The organism is Mesorhizobium sp. M2A.F.Ca.ET.043.02.1.1 (genome assembly GCF_003952405.1).
Taxonomy (GTDB): domain Bacteria; phylum Pseudomonadota; class Alphaproteobacteria; order Rhizobiales; family Rhizobiaceae; genus Mesorhizobium.
Genome location: NZ_CP034445.1, coordinates 1,611,341 through 1,633,709 on the forward strand (window position 1 = coordinate 1,611,341; position 22,369 = coordinate 1,633,709).

Sequence of the window (22,369 nt, forward strand, 5' to 3'; positions counted from 1 at the left end):
ACCGACGCGCGCGTCGGCCTGTTGATCGCAAAGCGACTGAGCCATCATCAGTGCGCCACCGCCGCCGCCGCGGCCTCGTCGATGAGGCGTCCGGTGCGGAAGCGCTCGAGGGTGAAAGGCGCGTTGATCGGGTGCGGCTCGTCCTTCGCGATCGTGTGCGCGAAGACATTGCCCGAGCCGGGCGTCGCCTTGAAGCCGCCGGTGCCCCAGCCGCAATTGACGTAAAGCCCCTTGACCGGTGTTTTGGCCAGGATCGGCGAGCGGTCGGGCGTGACGTCGACGATGCCGCCCCAGGAGCGCAGCATCTTCATGCGCGTGAAGATCGGGAACATCTCGCAGATGGCGTCCAGCGTGTGCTGCAATATGTGCAGGCCGCCGGTCTGCGAATAGGAGACATACTGGTCGGTGCCGGCGCCGATGACGAGCTCGCCCTTGTCGGACTGGGAGATATAGGCATGCACGGTGTTGGACATCACCACGCAGGGCACCACCGGCTTGACCGGCTCCGACACCAGCGCTTGCAGCGGATAGCTTTCGAGCGGCATGCGCACGCCGGCCATGTTCATGATGACCGAGGAATGGCCGGCCGCCACCACGCCGACCTTCTTGGCGCCGATGAAGCCGCGCGTCGTCTCCACGCCGCTGACAGCGCCGTTCGCCGCCCGCTTGATGCCGGTGACCTCGCAGTTCTGGATGATGTGCACGCCGCGCGCCGAAGCGCCGCGCGCATAGCCCCACGCCACCGCGTCATGGCGCGCCGTGCCGCCGCGCCGCTGCAACGCGGCGCCCATTACCGGATAGCGCGCTTCCTTGGAGATGTTGAGCGGCGGGCAGAATGCCTTCGCCTCTTCCGGCGTCAGCCATTCATTGTCGATGCCGTTGAGGCGGTTGGCGTGGATATGGCGCTTGAACACCTGCACGTCATGCACGTTGTGCGCCAGCATCATGACGCCGCGCGCCGAATACATGACGTTGTAGTTGAGCTCTTGGCTCAATCCATCCCACAGCTTCAGCGCATGGTCGTAGATGCCGGCGCTTTCATCATAGAGATAGTTGGAGCGAATGATTGTGGTGTTTCGACCAGTGTTGCCGCCGCCGAGCCAGCCCTTTTCCAGCACCGCGATGTTGGTGATGCCGTGCTCGCTCGCCAGGTAATAGGCCGTCGCCAGGCCGTGCCCGCCGGCGCCGACGATGATGACGTCGTATTCCTTCTTCGGCTCGGGCGAGGTCCACTGCTCTTCCCAGCCCTTGTGGCCGCGCATCGCCTCGCGGGCGACGGCGAATACCGAATATTTCTTCACGTTATAGCCTCGCGCCAAAAATCGCGGATGTCGTCCGCCCGTCACGCGAGGAGTATCACTAGCGAAACCGCGATGTCATCCTTGCGCTGTTTGCGACGGCGCTTGCCGCTTTGCGCCATGCCGAAAGGATGGCGTCCGGGCTGGTAGCCGCGGCCGCGATCGGCCATACCGGCTGCTCCGAGACCTGGAGGATCAATATGGGCAACGCCTGGTGGAATCTGACCCTGCGCTTTCTGCTGGAACTTGCTGCGCTGCTCGGGCTCGGCATGGCAGGCTGGAGCCTGTCCGAGGGGTGGTGGCGCTGGCTCTTCGCCTTGGCCTTGCCGCTTGTTGCGGCTGCACTGTGGGGAACCTTCGCGGTCCCTGACGACCCAAGCCGGTCAGGCCGCGCGCCGTTTCCTGTGCCGGGCGCGGCGCGGTTGGCGCTGGAACTCGTCATACTGTTCGGCGGCGCCGCCGGATTCTATCTGGTCGGTCACGCGGCCGCGGGCATCGTCATGGCCCTGCTGATCGCCCTCAGCTACGCCTTCTCCCTGGACCGGCTGGGCTGGCTGTTGCGGCAGTAGGGGCAACAGCGGCCTATGCCGCGGCCGAAGCCGGACGCTTCGATCAACCGGACGTGATCCGTGAGGCGGACGGCGGGCACACTCATCCGCTGAAATATCGCGCTACGGCCTTGCATTTCGGCCCGTTTTGACGATTTTCGTTTTTCGTCGAAATCGGACCGGAACGATGCTGCTGATCAGGACCTATGTTGCGCAGAGCGCCATCGAGGGCGTCGGTGTCTTCGCTGCCGAGCCGATCCGCAAAGGTGCTTCGATCTGGCGGCTCGATCCCGATTTCGACCGCCTGATTCCGATGGAAAAATATGAAGCGGCATCCCCTCATCTGAGGGAACTGCTCGACCGCTATGCCTATCCGAGCCCGGACAAGCCCGGCTTCATGGTCTATGAGGTCGACAATGGCCGCTTCATGAACCACTCCGAGCGGCCGAACACGGATTTCTCGCAATATGGCGGCGCCACCGCCATTCGCGACATCGCCGCCGGCGAGGAAATCACCTGCGATTACGGCGAGTTTTTCGAGGATTTCGCACGCCTCCATCTGGCGGCGGTGGAAGACTGAATCGCGGCCTAGCGCACTGCTCCGGTTTTTGATCGCGCTTTCCCGCAATCAGCGGTGGACATCCCGGCCTGATTCTGCTATCAGCCGCCACAATTCGCGGTGCAACTCGCCGCGGAGGCATCTCGGCTATTGGCCGATTGCCTAACGATTTCAAACCCGAAGACAGGATTGCCCGTGCAGGTACTCGTCCGCGACAACAACGTTGATCAGGCGCTTCGCGCGCTGAAGAAGAAAATGCAGCGCGAAGGTATTTTCCGCGAAATGAAGATGCGCGGTCACTACGAGAAGCCGTCCGAGAAGCGTGCCCGCGAGAAGGCGGAAGCCGTGCGCCGCGCCCGCAAGCTGGCCCGCAAGCGCGCCCAGCGCGAAGGCCTGCTGCCGATGACCCCGCGTCCGGCTCCGGCCGGTGCTGGTGGCGCGCCGCGTTCGCCGCGCTCATAACGCCTATTTTTCGTCCTTTTCGAAGGATACCGAAGGTGGCGCGATGCGGAATCGCCGCCACCTTTTTGTTTATAGATTCGAGCCGGTTCGGAGAGGGAACGGACTGACGGCGCTGCGGCAGTGAGGACAAAGATGAACGCTATTACCGTGGAGCGTGGAACCGCTTTTCGCGGCTTCGCCCTGACGGCGGCCCTGCTTTCGGGTCTGATGCTTGCAGCATGCCAGACAGCCCCGACGGGTGAGTTCAACTCGATCGACAAGGCGCAAGGCTCAAGCGAGAACATCTCCTCGCTCTCGGCGGTCATCCAACGCAATCCGCAGGATCCCGAGGGCTACAATGTGCGCGGCTCGGCCTATGGCCGCGGCGGCCAGTACCAGGCGGCGCTCAAGGACTTCAATCAGGCCATCCAGCTCAATCCGAACTTCTACCAGGCCTATTCGAATCGCGCGCTGATCCAGCGCTTTCTCGGCAACCAGGAAGCCGCTCTGGCCGACTACAACCGCTCGATCCAGATCAACGCCAACTACGATGCCGCCTATATCGGCCGCGGCAATCTCTACCGTAAGGCGGGCCGCACCCAGGATGCCTTCAACGACTTCCAGAAGGCGATCCAGCTCGACACCACGGATGCGCGCGCCTACCACAATCGCGGTCTGATCTATCAGAGCCAGGGCCAGCACAAATTCGCCATCGAGGACTTCTCGACCGCCATCTCGCTGGCGCCGGACGCCGCCGAGCCCTACAACGGCCGCGGCCTCTCCTATCTTGCGACAGGCGACGAGGACAACGCCTTCTCCGACTTCAACATGGCCATCAAGCTCGACGGCAAGAATGCCGAGGCCTGGGCCAACCAGGCGCTGATCTACGAGCGCCGTGGCGACAAGGTCAGGGCCGCCAAGTCCTACCGCGAGGCGATCCACCTCGACCCGAACTACCAGCCGGCCAAGGACGGCCTGTCGCGCACCGGCGGCAACGCCAGCTGAAGCCTGTAACGGAAGGGCATCTCGCGCCAGGCGCGGTCGCCGCCGGCGGCCGCAGTGTTGCGCCGTGGCGACGCCGATAGCGATCCGTTAACCGCCCAGGGCAGTGCGTTAACCTTTGCCATGTTCGCGCCAAGTTTTCGGCGGAACGCTCCTTGCACCTCGACCGTTTAAGCCGGGGCCAAGATTTTCGCGAAAGGACCTTTCCAATGATCAAATCCCTTGCCTGTGCCGCTGCCGCGCTTGCCGCCACGGTCCTCGCTTCCCCAGTCAGCGCCGGCACGCTCCGGCTCGGCACGCTCGATTGCACGATCGACGGCGGCGTCGGCTATGTCATCACGTCCAACAAGGGCGTGTCCTGCACCTTCCGTCCCTATCATCACGGTCCGGCCGAGCAGTACACCGGCATGATCTCCAAGCTCGGCGTCGACATCGGCCAGACGCATCAGGGCCAGCTGGTCTGGGCGGTGCTCGGCGCCACGCGCCATCATGAGGCGGGCGACCTCGCCGGCAGCTATTACGGCGTCAACGCTGAGGCTTCCGTCGTGACCGGCGGCGGCGCCAATCTCCTGGTCGGCGGCCTCGACGGCGCCTTCATGCTGGAGCCGCTCAGCGTGCAGGCGCAGACCGGCGTCAACCTGGCCGTCGCGGTGGCGTCGCTGGACCTCGTCCACTCCTACAAATAGGCGCTCAGCCGCTAACGACATCCGCCTATACGCGCGGCCCGGAACAGGACATTGTAGCCGTTCCGGGCCGCATGCTTTTGAGCAATTCCAGGAAAAGTGAGACACGGTTTTCCGTCCGGAATTGCGTCAAAAAGAAGAGGGGGGACATATGTCGAGGATCATCGCCGCAGCCGCGATCGCGATCGTTGCACTGGCCGGGCAGGCCCGAGCGGAGACCGGCGGCGTTGAGCTCGGCGTCTTGGATTGCGCCATCTGCGGCGGCAGCGGCTTCGTCTTCGGCTCAAGCAAGGATCTGAGCTGCACCTTCATGCCGGCCGACAAGACCTTCGCGCCGGAAGCCTATTTCGGCGCCGTCAACAAGTATGGTCTCGACATCGGCACGACCAGCCAGAGCGTGATGCGCTGGCTGGTGCTGACGCCGATGAACAACATCTAAGCCCCGGGTGCGCTTGCCGGCGACTATGTCGGCGCCAGCGCCGAAGTGACCGCCGCGGTCGGCGCCGGCGCCAATCTCCTGGTCGGCGGCACCGGCAACGCCTTCACTCTGCAGCCGCTCAGCGTCCAGACCCAGACCGGTCCCAACATCGCCATCGGCGTCAGCCAGTTCCAGCTGCGCAGCACAGCGAACTGACTGACCACCAGGGCCGGTGGAGCCTTCCTTCCACGACAAGCGAAAAAGCCTCTTGAGCTCAACCGCGCTTGAGGTTCTACAAGCCCTGCCGAACTGGACCTGGCGCCCATTCGCAATGCGGATGAGGCTGCGGATCGCAAGCAGGAGATCGACGTGACGGCAGCAAGCGGCAACAAGGCAGGTGGCGACAAGATAGATTGGCCCGCGCTGTGGGCAAATGGCGACTTGGCACGCTTCTGCTTCATCAGCCTCGGCATCCTGCTCCATGCCACCAATGAGACGATGATCGCGACGGTCATGCCGGCGATGGTCGGCGATATTGCCGGCGTGCAGTTCGTCGGCTGGTCGCTGGCCGTATACGAACTCGGCGCCATCGTCGCGGGTGCCGCCGCCGGCCGGCTGGTCAGCTTCGTCGCCCTGCGCACCAACATGATGGCCGCGGCCCTTCTTTATGCTGCTGGCGCGCTGGTCTGCGCCACCGCGCCATCGATGCCGGTCTTCCTGGCCGGGCGGCTGGTCGAGGGCCTGGGCGGCGGCGCGCTCGTCTCGCTCGCCTTCGTCTCGGTCGAGCGCCTGTTCCCGCGCAATATCTGGCCGCAGCTTTTCGGCATCATCTCGGCGATTTGGGGTGTCGCCGCCTTCAGCGGCCCGATGCTCGGCGCAATCATAGTCGATTTCCTGTCCTGGCGCTGGGCCTTCGGTGTCTTCACGTTTGGCGGTGCGGCCATGGCGCTCGCAAGCTTCGCCGTGCTTGGCACGCCGCACGCGAAGCGGCCGCAGGCCGGCGCCGGCCCGACGCCCGCCTTTCCCTTCCTGGCGCTCGGCTGCCTTGCCGTCAGCGTCGTGCTGATCGCCGCCGCTGGCGTCGACATCGCCTTGCTGCGCTCGTCGCTGCTCATACTGCTCGGCCTGGCCGGCCTCGCGCTGTTCTTCCGCGTCGATGCGCTGAAGCCGCGCTCGCGCCTGTTTCCCTCGCAACTTTTTTCCTGGAATTCCGCGCTCGGCAGCGGCATGACCATGGTGGCCGCCTTCTCCGTGGCGACCTGCACCTTCGCCATTTACGGGCCGTTGCTGCTGACCACGCTGCACGGCATCCCGATCCTGACGACAGGCTATATCATCGCCGCCGAATCGATTGCCTGGTCGATCCTGTCGATCCTCGTCGCCAATGCGCGCTGCATCGCGAGCGGTCGATCATCGTCGTCGGCGCGCTGATGATCGCCTGCGGCATTGCCGGCTTCGCCTACACGATCCCGACCGGCTCGATCCCGCTGATCCTGCTTTGCGCCCTTCTGCAGGGCGGCGGCTTCGGCGTCGCCTGGCCGTTCCTGACCCGCGTCATCGTCGCCTCGGCACGCGAGGGCGAACAGACCATCGCCTCGGCCGCCGTGCCGACGATGCAGCGCATCGGCTATGCGGTAGGCGCCGCCCTTGCCGGCATTATCGCTAATGCCTGTGGGTTCTCCGATGGCCTGAGTCGCGAGGCGGCCGCGATCGTCGCCGGCTGGCTGTTCCTGGCTTTCGTGCCGCTCGGGATCGTCGGGTGCCTGGCCGCGCTCAGGATGTCGTTGACGGCGAACCGGCCGCAAATGGCCACGGGCTGACGTTCCAGACCACGAGCTGATCGAGAGGCTGCGAGGCGGCAGACCCTCAAAGCGACGGCAGAACCTTGCGGATGTGATCGGCAAAGGCCGTGGCCGCGGGCGATCGTTCCGCATCGGCGAAAACGATCACGATACCGAGCCCGGGCAGCGGAGGAAGCGGAGCGCCGAGAATATGGAGATCGGGCGGCACCGCCCCCTCCGCCATCACGCTGATCGCCAGCCCTGACCGCGCAACGGCGATCAGCCCGGCAAGGCTGTTGGAGGCATAGGCTATCTTGTAGCGCAGGCCGGCGCGGGTCATGGCCTCGCAGGCCCCCTTGTGGTCGATCGCGTTCGACGCAGCCAGGGCGAGCGGAACGGTGTCGCCGAAATCGTAGAGTTCCAGGGTTGGCCGGCTGCCGACCCAGACCAGCGATTCCCTGCGCACGACATCCGGCGCATCGCCTGGATTGGGTGTGGAAACGAGCGCCAGATCGACCTGACGCGCATTGATGAGCGTGCGCAGTTCGACCGTCGGCGCCGAGACCACCTTGATCTCGACATCGGGATACATGGTGCCGAAACTCTTCAAGAGCGCCGGGAAGAACGCGCTCAGATAGTCTTCGGGGCTGCCGAAGATGATCGACCCGTGCAAGCCCTTGTCGGAAAAGGCCGAGATCGCCTCATCATGGATTTTGAGGATGCGCTCGGCATAGGCAAGAAAACGTTCGCCGCTGCCGGTCAGCCGCACGCCGCTGCCGCTGCGATGGAACAGGCTCTGGCCAAGCGCTTCCTCCAGCCGTTGGATCTGCATGGTCACGGCCGATTGCGTACGCCCGACCTGTACCGCGACGGCGCTCAGGGTGCCGGAATGCGCCGCGCGCACGAATGTCGACAGGAGCTTGAGATCGAGTGGAGCCTGCATATCAAATCCATTGATATCCGGATCCGATTACTATCAATTTTACTGCACCAACGCTAACCGCTATCTAATGCATGTCGCCCAAAAGTGCACAGCGGTTTTGGGACAACGACATGCATAAAAACAATAACCTAAAGCGCGTCGCATCAGTGCGTTCAGAACGACGCGCTTTAGTCATCCGAACGCTTTGGTGGAGCTGGAACGATGTCGAAAAACCAGGATCGCGGGTTTTGGAATGCGGCGCAAAAGCATCTGATACGCTACGGCGGCAGCTTCGAACCGGCCATCATCGAGCGCGCCGCGGGATCCTTCGTCTACGATGCGGATGATAAGCCCATTCTCGATTTCACCTCCGGCCAGATGAGCGCGCTGCTCGGCCATTCCCATCCCCGCATCGTTTCCACGGTAAGCCGCCAGGTGGGTCAGGTCGCGCATCTGTTCAGCGGCATGCTCTCCCGTCCCGTGGTCGAGCTTGCCGTGCGCCTGGCGGCGCTGGCGCCTGGGCTCGACCGGGTTCTGCTTTTGTCGACCGGAGCGGAATCGAACGAAGCCGCGATCCGCATGGCCAAGCTGGTGACCGGCAAGCACGAGATCGTCGCCTTTTCGAAGAGCTGGCACGGCATGACCGGCGTGGCAGCGTCAGCAACCTACAGCGCCGGCCGCAAGGGCTATGGACCTGCCGCGGTCGGCTCGCTCGCGATCCCGGCGCCAAACAGTTTCCGGCCGCGTTTCAAGCATGCCGACGGCTCGCTGGATTGGCAGACCGAGCTCGACGATGCTTTCGATCTGGTCGACAGCCAGTCGACGGGCAACCTGGCGGCCTTCGTCGCCGAACCGATCCTGTCGAGCGGCGGCATATTGGAGCTGCCGCAAGGCTACCTGGCGGCGCTGCAGCAGAAATGCCGCGAACGCGGCATGCTGCTGATCCTGGACGAAGCGCAGACAGGCATCGGCCGCACCGGCCATATGTTCGCCTTCCAGAGGGACGGCGTCACGCCGGATATCCTGACGCTTTCCAAGACGATCGGCGCCGGCCTTCCGCTATCGGCCGTCATGACGACGGCCGAGATCGAGGAGGAAGCGCATGCGAAAGGTTTTCTCTTCTACACCACGCATGTTTCCGATCCGCTGCCGGCGGCCGTGGGCCTGGCGGTGCTCGATGTGGTGGAAGAAGAAAAGCTCGTTGAACGGGCGCGCAGCATGGGGGCGAAACTGTTCGCCGGCTTGTCCAGCCTGAAGCAACGTTATGAATGCGTCGGCGACGTGCGCGGGCGCGGTCTCCTGCTCGGCGTCGAGATCGTCAAGGACCGCAAGGACCGGGTTCCCGACCATCAGCTCGGCGCCGCGATCGCGGCTGAGGCGTTCCGGCGCGGTCTCAGCATGAACATCGTCAAGCTTCCCGGCATGGGCGGCGTCTTCCGTATCGCCCCGCCGCTGACGATCTCCGAGGAAGAGCTGGAGCTCGGCCTGAAGATCATCGCCGAGTCGATCGAGGCCGGGCTCGCCGCGAACACGAGCCGTCCCGGCATCGCCGCCGAGTGACGTCGAGGGCCGGCGACCCAAGCGCCGGCTTCGGCCTCACACCACGACGGTCTGCAGACGCTCCGCAATGAGCGCGGCAAGCCGCGCGGCCACCTCGTCCTTGCCCATCTCCGGCCACTCCTCGACGCCGGCCCTGGAGACGATGCGCACCTTGTTGCGGTCGCCGCCCATCACGCCCGACGGGCCGATGCCGCTTTCATGCGAGACGTCGTTGGCGACGATGAAGTCGGCGCCCTTTTTCTTGAGCTTGGCTTCGGCATTGGCGATCAGATCCTGCGTTTCGGCGGCGAAGCCGACGACAAGGCCAGGCCTCTGCGCATGATGGCCGATGCCGGCCAGGATGTCCGGGTTCTCGACCATCTGCAGCGAAGGCGGCCCTTTGCCCGCCACCTTCTTGATCTTCTCGCCGGCGGCATTGGCCGTGCGCCAATCGGCGACCGCCGCGACGAATATTGCGGCATCCGCCGGCAACAGGCTCTCGACCGCTTGATTCATCTGTGCGGCCGTTTCGACATGGGTGGTCGCGACGCCGACCGGGTCGGCGATGGTGACCGGACCGGAAACGAGCCGCACTTCGGCGCCAAGCTTCGCCAATGCCGCCGCGATGGCATGGCCCTGCTTGCCCGAAGAGCGGTTGGCGATGTAACGCACCGGATCGATCGGCTCATGCGTCGGCCCGGAGGTGACGATGATCCTGCGGCCGGCAAGCGGCTTCGGCCTCTCGTCAAGCATCGTCTCGATCGCGGCGACGATCTCCAGCGGTTCGGCCATGCGGCCCTCGCCCGCTTCGTTGCTTTCGGCCATCTCGCCTTTGGCGGGGCCGATAAAGGCGATGCCATCCTTCTGCAGCGTCGCCCGGTTGCGGCGTGTAGCGGCGTGCGCCCACATTTTCGGGTTCATCGCCGGCGCCATCAGCACCTTCTTGTCGGTGGCCAGAAGCACCGTCGAGGCGAGGTCGTTGGCATGGCCGTTGGCGAGCTTCGCCATCAGGTCGGCGGTGGCCGGCGCCACGACCAGCAGGTCGGCCTCGCGCGACAGCCTGATATGGCCGACATCGTGCTCGTCCTTGCGGTCGAACAGGTCGGTAAAGACGTGGTCGGCCGAAAGCGCGCCGACCGACAGCGTGGTGACGAATTCCTGCGCTGCCGAGGTCATCACCACCCGCACAGAAGCGGCGCGCTCGCGCAGCCGCCGTATCAGATCAAGCGATTTATAGGCGGCGATGCCGCCGCCGATGATCAGCAGGATGCGCTTGCCGGAGAGAGTCATGCGGCTTCCCACGGATTGGCCGCGCAGTGGCAGCTCAATATCAAAGCCGCCATGCGGCTCGACCAGACCGCGGATCGCCGCGTAAAGGCTCTCGCCCTCCGGCGCGGTCGCCGCTCCTGCGGACAGAACGCTTCTGCCCAGGATCTCGCGCGCCTGTTCTTCCATGGACACGCCGCGTGCTGCAGCACGTTCGCGCAATCTCTGCTTCACGTCGTCCGCTAGATTACGGACAGTAATCGTGCCCATGATCCCGTTCCAACCGTCAACTGCCTGCAACGCTAGCAAATTGGATGCTAGCATTGCAAGCACTCAGGGCAATTTCCACGCAATATAAATCAGCGTCAGCGCAATCACCCACAGCGCCACGCGGCCGGACCGGGTGTGGCGCGCTTCGGCCTTGCCGATGGCTTGAGCGGTCGCTTCGTCGAAGCGCAGGCCGTTCTCGGCCATCAGGTCGATCTCGCGCGACAGCCGGTCGGTGCGGGCTGCTAGGTCCGGCGCCTGCCTCGCCAGCGCCAGCAGCGCCTTGGCGCCGTCCCGCGCGTCGGTGAGCAGCCCGCGCGGGCCGAGATTGCCGGCGATCCAGTCGCCGACCACCGGTTCGGAGGTCTTCCACATGTTGAAGGCCGGATCGAGCGTGCGCGCGACACCTTCGACGACGACCATGGTCTTCTGCAGCAGGATCAGTTCCGGCCGCGTCGCCATGTCGAACAGCTCCGTGACCTCGAACAGCAAGGTCAGGAGCTTCGCCATTGAGATGGTGTCGGCCGACTGGCCGTGGATCGGCTCGCCGATGGCGCGGATCGCCTGCGCGAAGGCCGAGACATTGTGCTGGCGCGGCACATAGCCCGCCTCGAAATGCACCTCGGCGACGCGCTGATAGTCGCGCACGATGAAGCCGTAGAGGATCTCGGCGAGGAAACGCCGCTCCTTCTTGCCGAGCCGCCCGGCAATGCCGAGATCGACGGCGACGATGGTGCCGTCCGCCTCGACGAACAGGTTGCCCGGATGCATGTCGGCATGGAAGAAGCCGTCGCGCAGCGTGTGCCGCAGGAACGACTGGATGAGATTGGCGGCGATCGCCTTGAGGTCATGGCCGGCGGCGGCAAGGCCGGCGATGTCGTTCATCTTGACGCCGTCGATCCACTCCATGGTGAGCACGTCGCGGCCGGTCCGCTCCCAGTCGACCGCCGGCACGCGGAATGCCGGATCGTCCTTGGTGTTCTCGCCGAGCTCGGAAAGCGCAGCCGCCTCGAGCCGCAGGTCCATCTCGATCCTGGTGGTCTGCGCCAGCGTCTGCGTCACCTCGACCGGGCGCAGCCGGCGCGACGAGGGAATGTATTTTTCCTGCAGGCGGGCGGCGAGGAAATAGCTTTCGAGGTCCTGGAAGAAGCGGTGCCGCACGCCGGGCCGGATGACCTTCACCGCCACGCGCGAAGCAGTGCCCTCGCGCATGACCTCGGCCCTGTGCACCTGCGCGATCGAGGCCGCCGCCACCGGTTCGCCGAAGCCCAAATAGAGGTCGTCGATCCTGCGCCCGAGCGAGGCTTCGATCGCATGGACCGCTTCCGCCTTCGGGAAAGTATGCATTTTGTCCTGCAGCAGCGCGAGGTCGAGCGCCATGTCGTTGCCGACGACATCGGGCCGCGTTGCCAGGAACTGGCCGAGCTTGACATAGGAAGGCCCGAGCCGCACCACCGCGCGCGCCAGCCTGTCGCCGCGCTGATAGCTCAGCGCCCGCCGCCGGGTGAAAAGTCGCGCAACGCTCCAGCCGAATTTCGGCATGCCGGAGAGCTCCTCGCCCGGCAACGCCGCGACGACGCCCTCGCGGACCAGCACCCAGCCGGCCCGGGCGAGCCTGAAGGCGGCGCCGACGCTGCTCATTGGCCATCCCGATTCAAGAGGGCCTGTTTCAAGGGGGCCTGCTTCAAAGGTCCCGCCTCAAAGCTTCCAGCCGGAATGAAGGGCGGCGATGCCGCCCGAATAGTTGCGGAAGGTGACGCGATCGAAGCCGGCGCGGGCGATCATCGCCGCGAAATTCTGCTGGTTGGGGAACTTGCGGATGGATTCGACGAGGTAGGAATAGGGCTCGCCGTCGCCGGTCACCGCCTTGCCGATCCTGGGGATCGCGTTGAACGACCAGGCCTCATAGGCCTTGTCGAGCAGCGGCATCTCGACCTCCGAGAATTCAAGGCACAGAAACCGGCCGCCGCGCTTCAGCACGCGATAGGCTTCGGCAAGGGCGACCTCGATGCGCGGCACGTTGCGGATGCCGAAGGCGATCGTATAGGCGTCGAAGGTCTCGCTCTCGAACGGCAACTCCTCGGCATTGGCCTCGACGAAGTCGGTGTTTGCCGCAAGCCCCTGCTTCTCGGCGCGGTCGCGGCCGACGGAGAGCATGGAACCGTTGATGTCGAGCACGGTGGCATGGGCCTGGCGCTGGCTGGCTTCGACGATCCTGAAGGCGATGTCCCCGGTGCCGCCGGCGACATCGAGCACCTTCCAGCCCGGCCGTTTCGGCGGGTTCAGCCAGGCGACCATCGCGTCCTTCCACAACCGATGCAACCCGGCCGACATCAGATCGTTCATCAGGTCGTATCGATTGGCCACCTTATGGAAGACGTCATTGACCAGGGGCTGCTTCTCGCCTGCCCCGACCTTCCTGAAACCATAGGAGGTTTCCATGCCGCCCGCGGCCGTGGTTCTCTCAACTGACATTATTTTGATCCGTCATAAAACCGGCGGGACCATAGCCGATCGATGGTGCCGACGCTATTGTCCAAGGCGCGGTTTTCGGCCGCGCTTGCAAAACCCGGTCGAGAAAGGTCCCGCATGATTTTCCGGCCAGATTCCGTGCGAGAACAGCATGCTGGGCGCGATGACCGCATGATCTTGAAGGCCGAACTGCACTGCCACATCGAAGGCGCGGCGGCGCCCGAGCTTGTCGTTGCCCAGGCCCGCAAATATGGCAAGGATCCTTCGCCCTATATCCAAGATGGCTCCTTCGTCTGGCACGATTTCACCTCCTTTCTCGCCGCTTATGATTTCGCGTCCGACCTGTTTCGCACGGAAGACGATTATGCGCGTCTCGCCGACTATTATCTGACCAGCCTCGCTCGCGACGGCGCCATCTATTCCGAGGTCTTCACCTCGCCGGACCATGCGAAGAAGGCTGGCCTCTCGCCAAAAGCCTATACCGATGCGCTGGGCGAAGGCATGGCCCGCGCCAAGGCCAAGACAGGGATCGAAGGCCGCATGATCGTCACCGGCGTGCGCCATGTCGGGGTCGAGGCGATCGAGCAGGCCGCACGCTTCGCGGCGCGCTGCGGCCATCCGCTGGTGACCGGTTTCGGCGTGGCCGGCGACGAGCGCATTGGCGATTTCGAGGACTATGTGCGCGCCTTCGAGATCGCGCGTGAAGCCGGCCTCGGCATCACCATCCATGCCGGCGAGCTGATGGGTTGGGAAAGTGTTCATGCCGCCCTTGACCACATCCGCCCCTCCCGCATCGGCCATGGCGTGCGCGCCATCGAGAACCCGGACCTCGTGCGCCGCATCGCCGCCGAGGGGGTGGTGCTGGAATGCTGCCCGGGCTCCAACATCGCGCTGAAAGTCTTCGACAGCTTCGCCGACCATCCCTTTCCGGCGCTGCGCGCCGCCGGCTGCAAGGTGACGCTCAACTCCGACGACCCGCCCTATTTCTGGACTTCGCTGAAGCGCGAATACGATATCGCGGCCGAGCATTTCCGCATGGACGACAAGGCGCTTACCGCCGTGACGCGGACGGCCATCGAGGCGGCGTTCGTGGACAAGAAGACTAAGGCTATGCTGCTGAGCAGACTCGACGCTCGCGGCCGGTGAATGGTGAATGGTGAATGGTGAATGGTGAATGGTGAATGGTGAATGGTGAATGGTGAATGGTTGGTTTGCCGGCGCGCTTCGGCATGTCAAGGCAATCGTAGAACCATCAGGACTCGCAAACCCGCTTACTATTCACTATTCACTATTCACTATTCACCACTCACTGGAGCAGACCATGCAGGGCGTCACCGTCGTCGACCACCCCCTTGTCCAGCACAAGCTGACCATCATGCGCAAGAAGGAGACCTCGACGGCCGGCTTCCGGCGGCTGCTGCGCGAGATCTCGCTGCTGCTCGGCTATGAAGTGACCCGTAATCTCGAGCTGACCACGACCATGATCGAGACGCCGATCGAGGAGATGGAGGCGCCGACGCTGGAAGGCAAGAAACTGGTCTTCGCCTCGGTGCTGCGCGCCGGCAATGGCCTGCTCGAGGGCCTGCTCGATCTGGTGCCAGCCGCCCGCGTCGCCCATATCGGCCTCTACCGCGACCATGAGACCCTGGAAGCCGTCGAATATTTCTTCAAGGCGCCGAGCGACCTTGCCGACCGCCTGGTGATCGTCGTCGATCCGATGCTGGCGACCGCCAATTCGGCGATTGCCGCGATCGATAAGCTGAAGGGACGCGGCGCCACCAACATCCGCTTCCTCTGCCTGCTTGCCGCCCCCGAAGGCATCGAGCGCTTCACCAAGGCGCATCCGGACGTGCCGATCTTCACCGCCTCGATCGACCGCCAGCTGAACGACAAGGGCTATATCATGCCCGGCCTCGGCGACGCCGGCGATCGCATGTACGGGACAAAGTGAGCGCATCCGTTTACCGCGCGTTTACACAACCGCGCGGTTCCGGCGCACATTAAAGCGGCAAACACCATGCCAGCGTTAGGATGTTGCCTTGATCCAAGGGGCATCCATGCTGCGCAAGCTTCTCATCCTCGGTATTTTTGCCGGAACCTCGGCCTCGATTCCGATCGTCTTTCAGGCCAATCCGCATCTGGTGGACGGACTGCTCAAATCGACCGATGCCGCGCGGCCGGCGGCGCCGAAGTCCGAGCCCCAGGTCAATCTCGCCTCGGTCGCGGCCAAACCGGCCACGCCGATGCCGCTTGGCCGGCAGGTTCTGGTCAATGCCGATGCCCGCGGCCATTTCACGTCGCAGTTCAAGCTCAACGGCCGGCAGATCGACGGCATGATCGACACCGGCGCGACACTGGTCGCCATCAACGCCTCGACCGCGCGCAGGATCGGCATCTCGCTCAACCCGTCAGATTTCAATCAACAGGCGAACACCGCCAATGGGGCGATCAAGGCCGCTGTTGTGACAGTCGACCACCTGCAGATCGGCAAGATCTCGGTCGACAACGTCCAGGCGATGGTGCTTGACGACCGGGCGCTGCAGACCAACCTCATCGGCATGAGCTTCCTGCAGCGGTTGCAGAAATACCAGGTCCAGGACGGCGCGCTGCTGCTCGTCCAGTAAGTGTCATAAGCAATTCCAGGAAAAGTGTGCAGCGGTTTTCCGTCCGGAATTGCGTCAAAACAAAACAGATAAAGCAGGTCACCGTTTCCGCGAAACGGTGACCTGCTTTATCGCGCCAATATCCGCCTGAGCACGGTCTTCTCGGCGGGCGGCTTGGAACCTCCGATCGTATAAGCGGCACGCACGGCCGCCGCTGCCGCCTCGGCCTCCGCGTCTGTGCGGGCGTGCACCAGCGCCAGCGCCTCGCCTGAGCGCGCCTCGGCGCCGACCGGCAACAGCCGGGTCAAGCCGACCGCATGATCGATCTTGTCATCCGGACGGGAACGCCCGCCGCCGAGCGTGACAACGGCCAGCCCGATATCGCGCGTGGCAATGCCGGTCACGAACCCGTCCTGTTCCGCCGTCACGGCCAGTTCGACCGGCGCCGTCGGCAGATACTTTTCCGGCTTCTCGATGAAATCGCCGGGACCGCCAAGCACTGCCACCATCCGCGCGAAGACGGAAGCCGCCCGGCCGCCGGCGAGCGCTTCGGTCGCGCGCCTGAGACCATCTTGCTGCGACGAAACCAGCCCTGCCGACTGCAGCATCTCGGCCGCCAACGCCACCGTCACGTCCTCCAGCCGCTTGTCGCGAAAACGGCCGGTGAGGAAGTCGACGGCATTCTTTACCTCAACCGCGTTGCCGGCAGCGGAGGCCAGCGGTTCGTTCATGCCCGTCACCAGCGCCGATGCGCTCAGACCGGCGCCGTTGGCGACCTCCACCAGGCTGTTCGCCAGGGCCACCGCATCGCGCGACTTTTCCATGAAGGCGCCGTTGCCGAGCTTGACGTCGAGCACCAGCGAGCCCAGGCCCGCGGCAAGCTTCTTCGACAGGATCGAAGCGGTGATCAGCGGTATGGATTCGACCGTTCCCGTCACATCGCGGATCGCGTAGAGCCTGCGGTCGGCGGGCGCCAGATCGGCGGTCTGGCCGATGATGGCGCAGCCGGTCTCGAGCACCGTCTTGCGGAAAAGCGGTAAATCCGGCTGGCTGGCATAGCCGGGAATGGCATCCATCTTGTCCAGCGTGCCGCCGGTGTGGCCGAGGCCGCGGCCGGAGATCATCGGCACATAGGCGCCGCAGGCGGCGACGATCGGCGCCAGCATCAGCGAGACGTTGTCGCCGACGCCGCCCGTCGAATGCTTGTCGGTGACCGGGCCAGGCAGGTCGGACCAGTCGAGCACGTCGCCGGAATCGCGCATGGCAATCGTCAGCGCCACCGCTTCCTCGCGGCTCATGCCGTTGAGGAACACCGCCATGGCGAAAGCGCCGACCTGGCCTTCGGAAATGGTGCCGGCCGTCAGCCCGGCGACGAAGGCCGCGATCTCGTCGGACGAGAGCCTGTGGCCGTCGCGTTTGCGGCGAATGATCTCCTGCGGCAGCATCAGTCGGGCAAGCCGTCCTGGAAGACCCGCCGCAGGATCGTCGCCAGCCGCGCGCCGCCGATCGGCGCCATGTCCTTGGTTTCCTGGTGCGAGAGTTCCGCTCCGGTCATGCCGGCCGCCAGGTTGGTGATGACCGAGCAGGCGGCGACCTTGAGGCCGAGGAAACGCGCGAGAATGACCTCCGGCACGGTCGACATGCCGACAGCGTTGGCGCCCATGACGCGCGCCATGCGGATCTCGGCCGGCGTTTCGAAGCAGGGTCCGGAGAACCACATATAGACGCCTTTGTGCAGCGAAGTCCCGGTCGCCTTCGCCGCCTTTTCGATGGCGCCGCGCAGGCCGGCATCGTAGGCCTCGGTGAGGCCGACGAAGCGGCGGTCGCTCGGCTCGCCGATCAGCGGGTTGGAGCCGGAAAAATTGATGTGGTCGGTGAGCAGCATCACCGACCCAGGTCCCATCTCGGGATCGACCGAGCCGGCGGCGTTGGTGAGGATGAGGTGAGAAATGCCGATGCCGGTCAGCACCTCCAGCGCCGGGCGCATCGCGGCGGCGTTGCCATGCTCGTAGTAATGCGCGCGGCCGGACAGCATCAGCACCGGCGTGCCGGCGAAATGCCCGGCAACCACCTCGCCTGCATGGCCTGAAACACCGCTGCGCGGGAAGCCCGGCAACTCGGCATAAGAGACGCGCCTGGCATCCTTGACCTGGTCGACCAGCCCGCCAAGGCCCGAGCCCAGCACAAGCGCCGCCTTGGGCGCCAGCCCGTCCAGCTTCTCGACCAGATGATCCAGCGCTTCCTTCATTTCAGGATATCGCCCCTGAAGCCGTAAGGCAGCATCTCGCCCATGGTGACCGTCTCGGCCACGCCGGTGTCGTCGCAGAGATAGAGCTTTGTGTCCGGCCGGCAGAATTCCGCCAGCCGCTGCCGGCAGCCGCCGCAGGGCGAACATTTGGCCATGCGTTCGGCGATCACGGCGATCTCGACGATCCTGCCGCCGCCGCCCATGATGTAGTGGCCGAGCGCGGTCGTCTCGGCGCACCATCCTTCCGGATAGGACGCCACCTCGATATTGGCGCCGGTGAAGACACGCCCGTCCTCGGTGCGAAGCGCGGCGCCCACCGGGAATTTCGAATAGGGCGCATAGGCCTTGCCCATCGCCGTCTTCGCCGCTTCGAACAGATCATGCGACATCCGCTTCTTCTCTCCCACGATCTTGTTCAAATGCCGGTCGCCGAACCAAGATCCAGCCTCAGCGTTCCCGACCTCAGCGTTCCCGACCTTAGCGTTCCTTGACATAGGGCACACCGCCGGCGCGCGGCGGAATGGCCTTGCCGATAAAGCCCGCCAGCAGAATGACGGTCAGCACATAGGGCAGCGCCTGCATGAACTGCGCCGGCACCTTGCCGACAAGGGGAAGCGGCGACCCCTGCAGGCGGATCGAGGCCGCGTCGAGGAAGCCGAACAGCAGGCAGGCGAACATGGCGTTAACCGGCTTCCACTTGGCGAAGATCAACGCGGCCAGCGCGATATAGCCCTTGCCCGCCGTCATGTCCTTCACGAAGCCGCCATTCTGGACCATCGACAGGTAGGCGCCGGCAACGCCGGTGAGAATGCCGGTGCAGATCAGCGCGCGATAGCGCAGCCACGCGACCGAGATGCCCGCGGTGTCGACGGCGGCCGGGTTCTCGCCCACGGCGCGCATCCTGAGCCCGAAGCGGGTGCGAAACAGCACCCACCAGGTGAACGGCACCATGGCGAAGGCGAAATAGACCAGGATCGAATGGCCCGAGATCAGCTCGGCATAGATCGGTCCGATGATCGGCACATCCCTGATTGCCTCGGCGCCGGGCCAGATGATCGCCTCGAAGCGTTCGCCCGGCTGCAGCGCCGGCGTGCGCCCGCCCTGCTGGAACCAGGCCTGGCCAAGGATGATCGTCGAACCGGCGGCAACGAAATTGATCGCGACGCCCGAGACGATCTGGTTGCCGCGATGCGTGATCGAGGCAAAGCCGTGCGCCATGGCGAAGGCGACCGAGATCAGGATCGCCATGCCGAGGCCGATGAAGGCTGAGTGAAAGACGGCGGCAGCCGACGCGCCGGCAAAGGCGCCGACCAGCATCTTGCCTTCGAGCCCGATGTCGAAGATGCCGGCGCGCTCCGAATAAAGACCGGCAAGGCAGGCGAGCAGCAGCGGCACAGAAAGGCGGATGGTCGAGTCCAGCACCTGGACGATTGCATTGAACATGTCCATTTCAGGCCCCTGTCCCCTTGACCGCCTGCATGCCGACCGACTTCGGACTGACCGAGGCGAAAAGCGCCTGGATATAAGGCCTGAACATATGTTCCAGCGCGCCGGCGAACAGGATGACAAGGCCCTGGATGATGACGATCATGTCGCGGCTGATCGCCGGCATCTCGAAGGCAAGCTCGGCGCCGCCCTGGTAGAGCATGCCGAACAGGATCGCCGCCAGGACGATGCCGACCGGATGCAGCCGGCCCATCAGCGCCACCGCGATGCCGACATAGCCGGCGCCGGACACGAAATCGATCGCGACATTGTGCTGGTCGCCCATGACGGGGTTGAGCGCCATCATGCCGGCCAGCGCGCCTGAGATCATCATCGCGGTGATGATGATGCGGGTTTCCGAAATGCCGGCGTAGCGCGCGGCCTTCGGGCTGTGGCCATAGGTGCGCATCTCATAGCCGAGCCGGGTGCGCCAGATCAGCAGCCAGACCAGGAAGGCCATGACCAGAGCCAGCAGGAAGCAGATGTTGAGCGGCGCCGAGCGGATCTTGGCGCCGAACAATTCAATCACCCAGTTGAGTTTCGGCAGTTCCGCCCCGGCAAGGAAATTGCGCGTCTGCGGCGCCTGCGAGCCGGCCGGCTTCAGCGCGCCGACCAAGAGATAGACCATCACCGAGGCCGCGATGAAGTTGAACATGATGGTGGTGATGACGATGTGCGAGCCGCGCTTGGCCTGCAGATAGGCCGGGATCAGGCCCCAAAGCGCGCCGAACGCCGCGGCGGCCACGATCGCGATCGGAAAGATCACCCACCAGGGCATCACGCTGTCGAGGCTCAGGCAAACGAGCGCGATGCCCAGGCCGCCTATATAGGCCTGGCCCTCGGTGCCGATATTGAACAGGCTGCAATGCGCCGCCACCGCCACCGACAGTCCGGTGAAGATGAAGGTGGTGGCATAGAAGAGCGTGAAGGCGATGCCCGTGCCCCTGCCGAAGGCGCCTTCGACGAGGATGACGGCAGCGCGGAACGGGTTCTCGCCAACCAGCATGACGACGAAACCGGCGACGATGAAGGCGACCGACAGGTTGATCAGCGGGATCAGCCCGTAATCGGCCCAGGCCGGCAGCTTGGCATAGGGCGTGCTCATTCGGCGGCCTCCTGGTGCTCGACGCCGGCCATCAGCAAGCCGAGTTCGCCTTCGGTCGCCTCGGGGCCGCGCTCGCCGACGACACGGCCGGCGAACATCACCAGGATGCGGTCGGAAAGCGAGCGGATCTCGTCGAGCTCGACCGACACCACCAGCACGGCCTTGCCCTGGTCGCGCATGGCGATCAGCCGCTTGTGGATGAATTCGATGGCGCCGACATCGACGCCGCGCGTAGGCTGGCCGACGATCAGCACGCCGGGGTCCTGTTCCATTTCCCTGGCCAGCACGATCTTCTGCTGGTTGCCACCGGAGAAATTGGCCGTCTTCAGCCGCGGATTGGCGGGGCGGATGTCGTATTTCTCGATCTTGTCCTTGGCGTCGGCCATGATGACATCGACGTCGAGGAACGGCCCCTTCAGATAGCGCTCGTCATCGTGATAGCCGAGGATGGAATTCTCGTTTTCCTCGAAAGCGAGCACCAGCCCGACATGGTGGCGGTCCTCCGGCACATGGGCCAGCCCGCGGTCGCGCAATTCGCCGGGATCGGCCTTGCCGGTGAGGTCGATCGGCTTGCCGTCGAGCATCACCTCGCCGGAGACCGCATGCCTGATGCCGGAAATCGCCTCCAGCAGCTCGGACTGGCCGTTGCCGGCAACGCCGGCAATTCCGACGATCTCGCCGCCGCGCACGTCAAACGAAACGTCGTCGACCATGGTGACGCCGCGCTGGTCCTTCACCGTCAGGTTCTTCACCGACAGTTTCACCGCGCCGGCTTCCGACTGGCCCTTCTCGACCCTGAGCAGCACGCGCCGGCCGACCATCAGCTCGGCCAATTCGCCGACCGTGGTTTCCTTTGTCGTCCTGGTCGCGACCATCGTTCCCTGGCGCATGACCGAAACCGTGTCGGTGATCGCCATGATCTCGCGCAGCTTGTGCGTGATGAGCACGATCGTTTTGCCCTGGTCCTTCAATTGCTTGAGGATGCGGAAGAGGTGGTCGGCCTCAGCCGGCGTCAACACGCCCGTCGGCTCGTCGAGGATCAGGATCTCGGCGCCGCGATAGAGCGCCTTGAGGATCTCGACGCGCTGCTGCAGGCCGACCGGCAGCTCCTCGATGACGGCGTCGGGATCGACCTCGAGGCCGTATTCGCGTTCCAGTCGGTCAAGCTCCGAGCGCGCCTTGGTTATGCTGCTCTTCAGCAGCGCATCGCTTTCGGCACCGAGGATGACGTTTTCCAGCACCGTGAAATTGTCGACCAGCATGAAATGCTGGTGGACCATGCCGATGCCGAGCGCGATGGCATCGTTGGAGGTGTGGATCGAAACAGGCTTGCCGCCGACGCGGATTTCGCCGCTGTCGGCCTGGTAGAAGCCGTAGAGGATCGACATCAGCGTCGACTTGCCGGCGCCGTTCTCGCCGACAATGCCGTGGATGGTGCCGCGCGCGACCTCCAGGTTGATGTCGCGGTTGGCGCGCACCGCGCCAAAGCTCTTGTTGATGCCTATGAGCTCAATTGCGGCTTGCGCCATGCAGCCTGTCCCACTCAGTATTTTTATCGCTTGGTCAAAATGCCTAGCATGATGCCCCGCTTATGCCAATCGGCCGTTCACTCTCGACAAATCCCCGCGCCCTTGTCAATTTCGAACCTGAGCAGGTTCCGCAAAAGTGTCCCGCGGTTTTGCGATCGGAACCTGCGAGAACCAACTGAGCATAAGCGGGTACTCGTGGGCAT

Annotated in this window: 21 protein-coding genes and 2 pseudogenes; 11 read left to right on the forward strand and 12 right to left on the reverse strand. The window is 64.6% G+C overall.

Going from position 1 to position 22,369, the window contains the following annotated elements; translation table 11 throughout:
- Positions 1-47: 47 nt before the first annotated feature.
- Complete coding sequence (locus tag EJ068_RS07610) at positions 48-1,301, reverse strand: sarcosine oxidase subunit beta (RefSeq protein WP_127249566.1); 1,254 nt, start codon at positions 1,299-1,301, stop codon at positions 48-50.
- Between the two features lie 41 nt (positions 1,302-1,342).
- Positions 1,343-1,468 (reverse strand): hypothetical protein, encoded by a 126-nt coding sequence (locus EJ068_RS33630; RefSeq protein WP_281059018.1) that lies wholly within the window; start codon positions 1,466-1,468, stop codon positions 1,343-1,345.
- A gap of 30 nt (positions 1,469-1,498) precedes the next feature.
- Here EJ068_RS33630 and EJ068_RS07615 point away from each other — a divergent pair, with 30 nt between their 5' ends.
- From EJ068_RS07615 to EJ068_RS07645, 7 genes and pseudogenes are all read left to right on the forward strand, one after another.
- Positions 1,499-1,867, forward strand: coding sequence for a YrdB family protein (locus EJ068_RS07615; RefSeq protein ID WP_127249565.1), 369 nt, complete (start codon positions 1,499-1,501; stop codon positions 1,865-1,867).
- A 166-nt stretch (positions 1,868-2,033) separates the two neighbouring features.
- Positions 2,034-2,426, forward strand: coding sequence for an SET domain-containing protein-lysine N-methyltransferase (locus tag EJ068_RS07620; RefSeq protein WP_126081411.1), 393 nt, complete (start codon positions 2,034-2,036; stop codon positions 2,424-2,426).
- A 174-nt stretch (positions 2,427-2,600) separates the two neighbouring features.
- Positions 2,601-2,867 (forward strand): 30S ribosomal protein S21, encoded by a 267-nt coding sequence (rpsU, locus tag EJ068_RS07625; RefSeq protein WP_042639546.1) that lies wholly within the window; start codon positions 2,601-2,603, stop codon positions 2,865-2,867.
- Between the two features lie 132 nt (positions 2,868-2,999).
- Positions 3,000-3,851 carry a tetratricopeptide repeat protein gene (locus EJ068_RS07630; protein WP_042639313.1) on the forward strand — a complete coding sequence of 284 codons (852 nt, stop codon included), beginning with the start codon at positions 3,000-3,002 and terminating at the stop codon, positions 3,849-3,851.
- Positions 3,852-4,057: 206 nt separating this feature from the next.
- Positions 4,058-4,534 (forward strand): DUF992 domain-containing protein, encoded by a 477-nt coding sequence (locus EJ068_RS07635; protein ID WP_095817041.1) that lies wholly within the window; start codon positions 4,058-4,060, stop codon positions 4,532-4,534.
- A gap of 148 nt (positions 4,535-4,682) precedes the next feature.
- Positions 4,683-5,165, forward strand: a pseudogene (locus EJ068_RS07640) (DUF992 domain-containing protein).
- Between the two features lie 153 nt (positions 5,166-5,318).
- Positions 5,319-6,769 (forward strand): annotated as a pseudogene (locus EJ068_RS07645) (MFS transporter).
- A gap of 46 nt (positions 6,770-6,815) precedes the next feature.
- On the opposite strand, the gene EJ068_RS07650 reads toward EJ068_RS07645, so the two are convergent.
- Positions 6,816-7,673, reverse strand: coding sequence for a LysR family transcriptional regulator (locus tag EJ068_RS07650; protein WP_127249564.1), 858 nt, complete (start codon positions 7,671-7,673; stop codon positions 6,816-6,818).
- Positions 7,674-7,874: 201 nt separating this feature from the next.
- Between EJ068_RS07650 and EJ068_RS07660 the strand changes: the two genes are divergently transcribed.
- Positions 7,875-9,212: an aspartate aminotransferase family protein gene (locus tag EJ068_RS07660; RefSeq protein ID WP_127249563.1), complete on the forward strand. Its 1,338-nt coding sequence runs from the start codon at positions 7,875-7,877 to the stop codon at positions 9,210-9,212.
- Between the two features lie 36 nt (positions 9,213-9,248).
- On the opposite strand, the gene coaBC is transcribed toward EJ068_RS07660, so the two are convergent.
- The 3 genes from coaBC to ubiE form a co-directional block, all read right to left on the reverse strand.
- Positions 9,249-10,727 (reverse strand): bifunctional phosphopantothenoylcysteine decarboxylase/phosphopantothenate--cysteine ligase CoaBC, encoded by a 1,479-nt coding sequence (coaBC, locus tag EJ068_RS07665; RefSeq protein ID WP_210212042.1) that lies wholly within the window; start codon positions 10,725-10,727, stop codon positions 9,249-9,251.
- Between the two features lie 63 nt (positions 10,728-10,790).
- Complete coding sequence (gene ubiB / locus EJ068_RS07670) at positions 10,791-12,365, reverse strand: 2-polyprenylphenol 6-hydroxylase (RefSeq protein ID WP_127249562.1); 1,575 nt, start codon at positions 12,363-12,365, stop codon at positions 10,791-10,793.
- Between the two features lie 57 nt (positions 12,366-12,422).
- Positions 12,423-13,199, reverse strand: coding sequence for a bifunctional demethylmenaquinone methyltransferase/2-methoxy-6-polyprenyl-1,4-benzoquinol methylase UbiE (gene ubiE / locus EJ068_RS07675; protein WP_127249561.1), 777 nt, complete (start codon positions 13,197-13,199; stop codon positions 12,423-12,425).
- Between the two features lie 168 nt (positions 13,200-13,367).
- Between ubiE and EJ068_RS07680 the strand changes: the two genes are divergently transcribed.
- The 3 genes from EJ068_RS07680 (at position 13,368) to EJ068_RS07690 (ending at position 15,820) form a co-directional block, all read left to right on the forward strand.
- Complete coding sequence (locus tag EJ068_RS07680; RefSeq protein WP_127249560.1) at positions 13,368-14,342, forward strand: adenosine deaminase; 975 nt, start codon at positions 13,368-13,370, stop codon at positions 14,340-14,342.
- Positions 14,343-14,517: 175 nt separating this feature from the next.
- Entirely contained in the window at positions 14,518-15,147 is a 630-nt protein-coding gene (gene upp, locus EJ068_RS07685; protein WP_027165262.1) for a uracil phosphoribosyltransferase, read from the forward strand.
- 106 nt (positions 15,148-15,253) lie between these two features.
- Positions 15,254-15,820 (forward strand): TIGR02281 family clan AA aspartic protease, encoded by a 567-nt coding sequence (locus EJ068_RS07690; protein WP_127249559.1) that lies wholly within the window; start codon positions 15,254-15,256, stop codon positions 15,818-15,820.
- Between the two features lie 107 nt (positions 15,821-15,927).
- On the opposite strand, the gene deoA is transcribed toward EJ068_RS07690, so the two are convergent.
- The 6 genes from deoA to EJ068_RS07720 all read right to left on the reverse strand — a co-directional run bounded on the left by deoA (position 15,928) and on the right by EJ068_RS07720 (position 22,166).
- Positions 15,928-17,244, reverse strand: coding sequence for a thymidine phosphorylase (gene deoA / locus EJ068_RS07695; RefSeq protein WP_127249558.1), 1,317 nt, complete (start codon positions 17,242-17,244; stop codon positions 15,928-15,930).
- Positions 17,244-18,047 (reverse strand): purine-nucleoside phosphorylase, encoded by an 804-nt coding sequence (locus EJ068_RS07700; protein WP_127249557.1) that lies wholly within the window; start codon positions 18,045-18,047, stop codon positions 17,244-17,246. The genes deoA and EJ068_RS07700 overlap by 1 nt, the downstream gene beginning before the upstream one ends.
- Positions 18,044-18,436 (reverse strand): cytidine deaminase, encoded by a 393-nt coding sequence (gene cdd / locus EJ068_RS07705; protein ID WP_042639544.1) that lies wholly within the window; start codon positions 18,434-18,436, stop codon positions 18,044-18,046. The genes EJ068_RS07700 and cdd overlap by 4 nt, the downstream gene beginning before the upstream one ends.
- Before the next feature lie 88 nt (positions 18,437-18,524).
- The gene (locus tag EJ068_RS07710; protein WP_128315485.1) at positions 18,525-19,496 is read right to left on the reverse strand and encodes an ABC transporter permease; all 972 of its coding nucleotides are present in this window, start codon (positions 19,494-19,496) and stop codon (positions 18,525-18,527) included.
- Position 19,497: 1 nt separating this feature from the next.
- On the reverse strand, positions 19,498-20,637 hold the full coding sequence (locus tag EJ068_RS07715; RefSeq protein ID WP_042639286.1) for an ABC transporter permease: 1,140 nt from the start codon (positions 20,635-20,637) through the stop codon (positions 19,498-19,500).
- On the reverse strand, positions 20,634-22,166 hold the full coding sequence (locus EJ068_RS07720; protein ID WP_126081397.1) for an ABC transporter ATP-binding protein: 1,533 nt from the start codon (positions 22,164-22,166) through the stop codon (positions 20,634-20,636). Before EJ068_RS07720 ends, EJ068_RS07715 begins: the two co-directional genes overlap by 4 nt.
- Between the last annotated feature and the right edge of the window lie 203 nt (positions 22,167-22,369).

Coding starts and splice junctions, on each gene's coding strand:
- EJ068_RS33630 (WP_281059018.1), bottom strand. CDS start 1,468: ATGGCCGATCGCGGCCGCGGCTACCAGCCCGGACGCCATCCTTTCGGC.
- EJ068_RS07615 (WP_127249565.1), top strand. CDS start 1,499: ATGGGCAACGCCTGGTGGAATCTGACCCTGCGCTTTCTGCTGGAACTT.
- EJ068_RS07620 (WP_126081411.1), top strand. CDS start 2,034: ATGCTGCTGATCAGGACCTATGTTGCGCAGAGCGCCATCGAGGGCGTC.
- EJ068_RS07630 (WP_042639313.1), top strand. CDS start 3,000: ATGAACGCTATTACCGTGGAGCGTGGAACCGCTTTTCGCGGCTTCGCC.
- EJ068_RS07635 (WP_095817041.1), top strand. CDS start 4,058: ATGATCAAATCCCTTGCCTGTGCCGCTGCCGCGCTTGCCGCCACGGTC.
- EJ068_RS07650 (WP_127249564.1), bottom strand. CDS start 7,673: ATGCAGGCTCCACTCGATCTCAAGCTCCTGTCGACATTCGTGCGCGCG.
- EJ068_RS07660 (WP_127249563.1), top strand. CDS start 7,875: ATGTCGAAAAACCAGGATCGCGGGTTTTGGAATGCGGCGCAAAAGCAT.
- coaBC (WP_210212042.1), bottom strand. CDS start 10,727: ATGGGCACGATTACTGTCCGTAATCTAGCGGACGACGTGAAGCAGAGA.
- ubiB (WP_127249562.1), bottom strand. CDS start 12,365: ATGAGCAGCGTCGGCGCCGCCTTCAGGCTCGCCCGGGCCGGCTGGGTG.
- ubiE (WP_127249561.1), bottom strand. CDS start 13,199: ATGTCAGTTGAGAGAACCACGGCCGCGGGCGGCATGGAAACCTCCTAT.
- EJ068_RS07680 (WP_127249560.1), top strand. CDS start 13,368: ATGATCTTGAAGGCCGAACTGCACTGCCACATCGAAGGCGCGGCGGCG.
- upp (WP_027165262.1), top strand. CDS start 14,518: ATGCAGGGCGTCACCGTCGTCGACCACCCCCTTGTCCAGCACAAGCTG.
- EJ068_RS07690 (WP_127249559.1), top strand. CDS start 15,254: ATGCTGCGCAAGCTTCTCATCCTCGGTATTTTTGCCGGAACCTCGGCC.
- deoA (WP_127249558.1), bottom strand. CDS start 17,244: ATGCTGCCGCAGGAGATCATTCGCCGCAAACGCGACGGCCACAGGCTC.
- EJ068_RS07700 (WP_127249557.1), bottom strand. CDS start 18,047: ATGAAGGAAGCGCTGGATCATCTGGTCGAGAAGCTGGACGGGCTGGCG.
- cdd (WP_042639544.1), bottom strand. CDS start 18,436: ATGTCGCATGATCTGTTCGAAGCGGCGAAGACGGCGATGGGCAAGGCC.
- EJ068_RS07710 (WP_128315485.1), bottom strand. CDS start 19,496: ATGGACATGTTCAATGCAATCGTCCAGGTGCTGGACTCGACCATCCGC.
- EJ068_RS07715 (WP_042639286.1), bottom strand. CDS start 20,637: ATGAGCACGCCCTATGCCAAGCTGCCGGCCTGGGCCGATTACGGGCTG.
- EJ068_RS07720 (WP_126081397.1), bottom strand. CDS start 22,166: ATGGCGCAAGCCGCAATTGAGCTCATAGGCATCAACAAGAGCTTTGGC.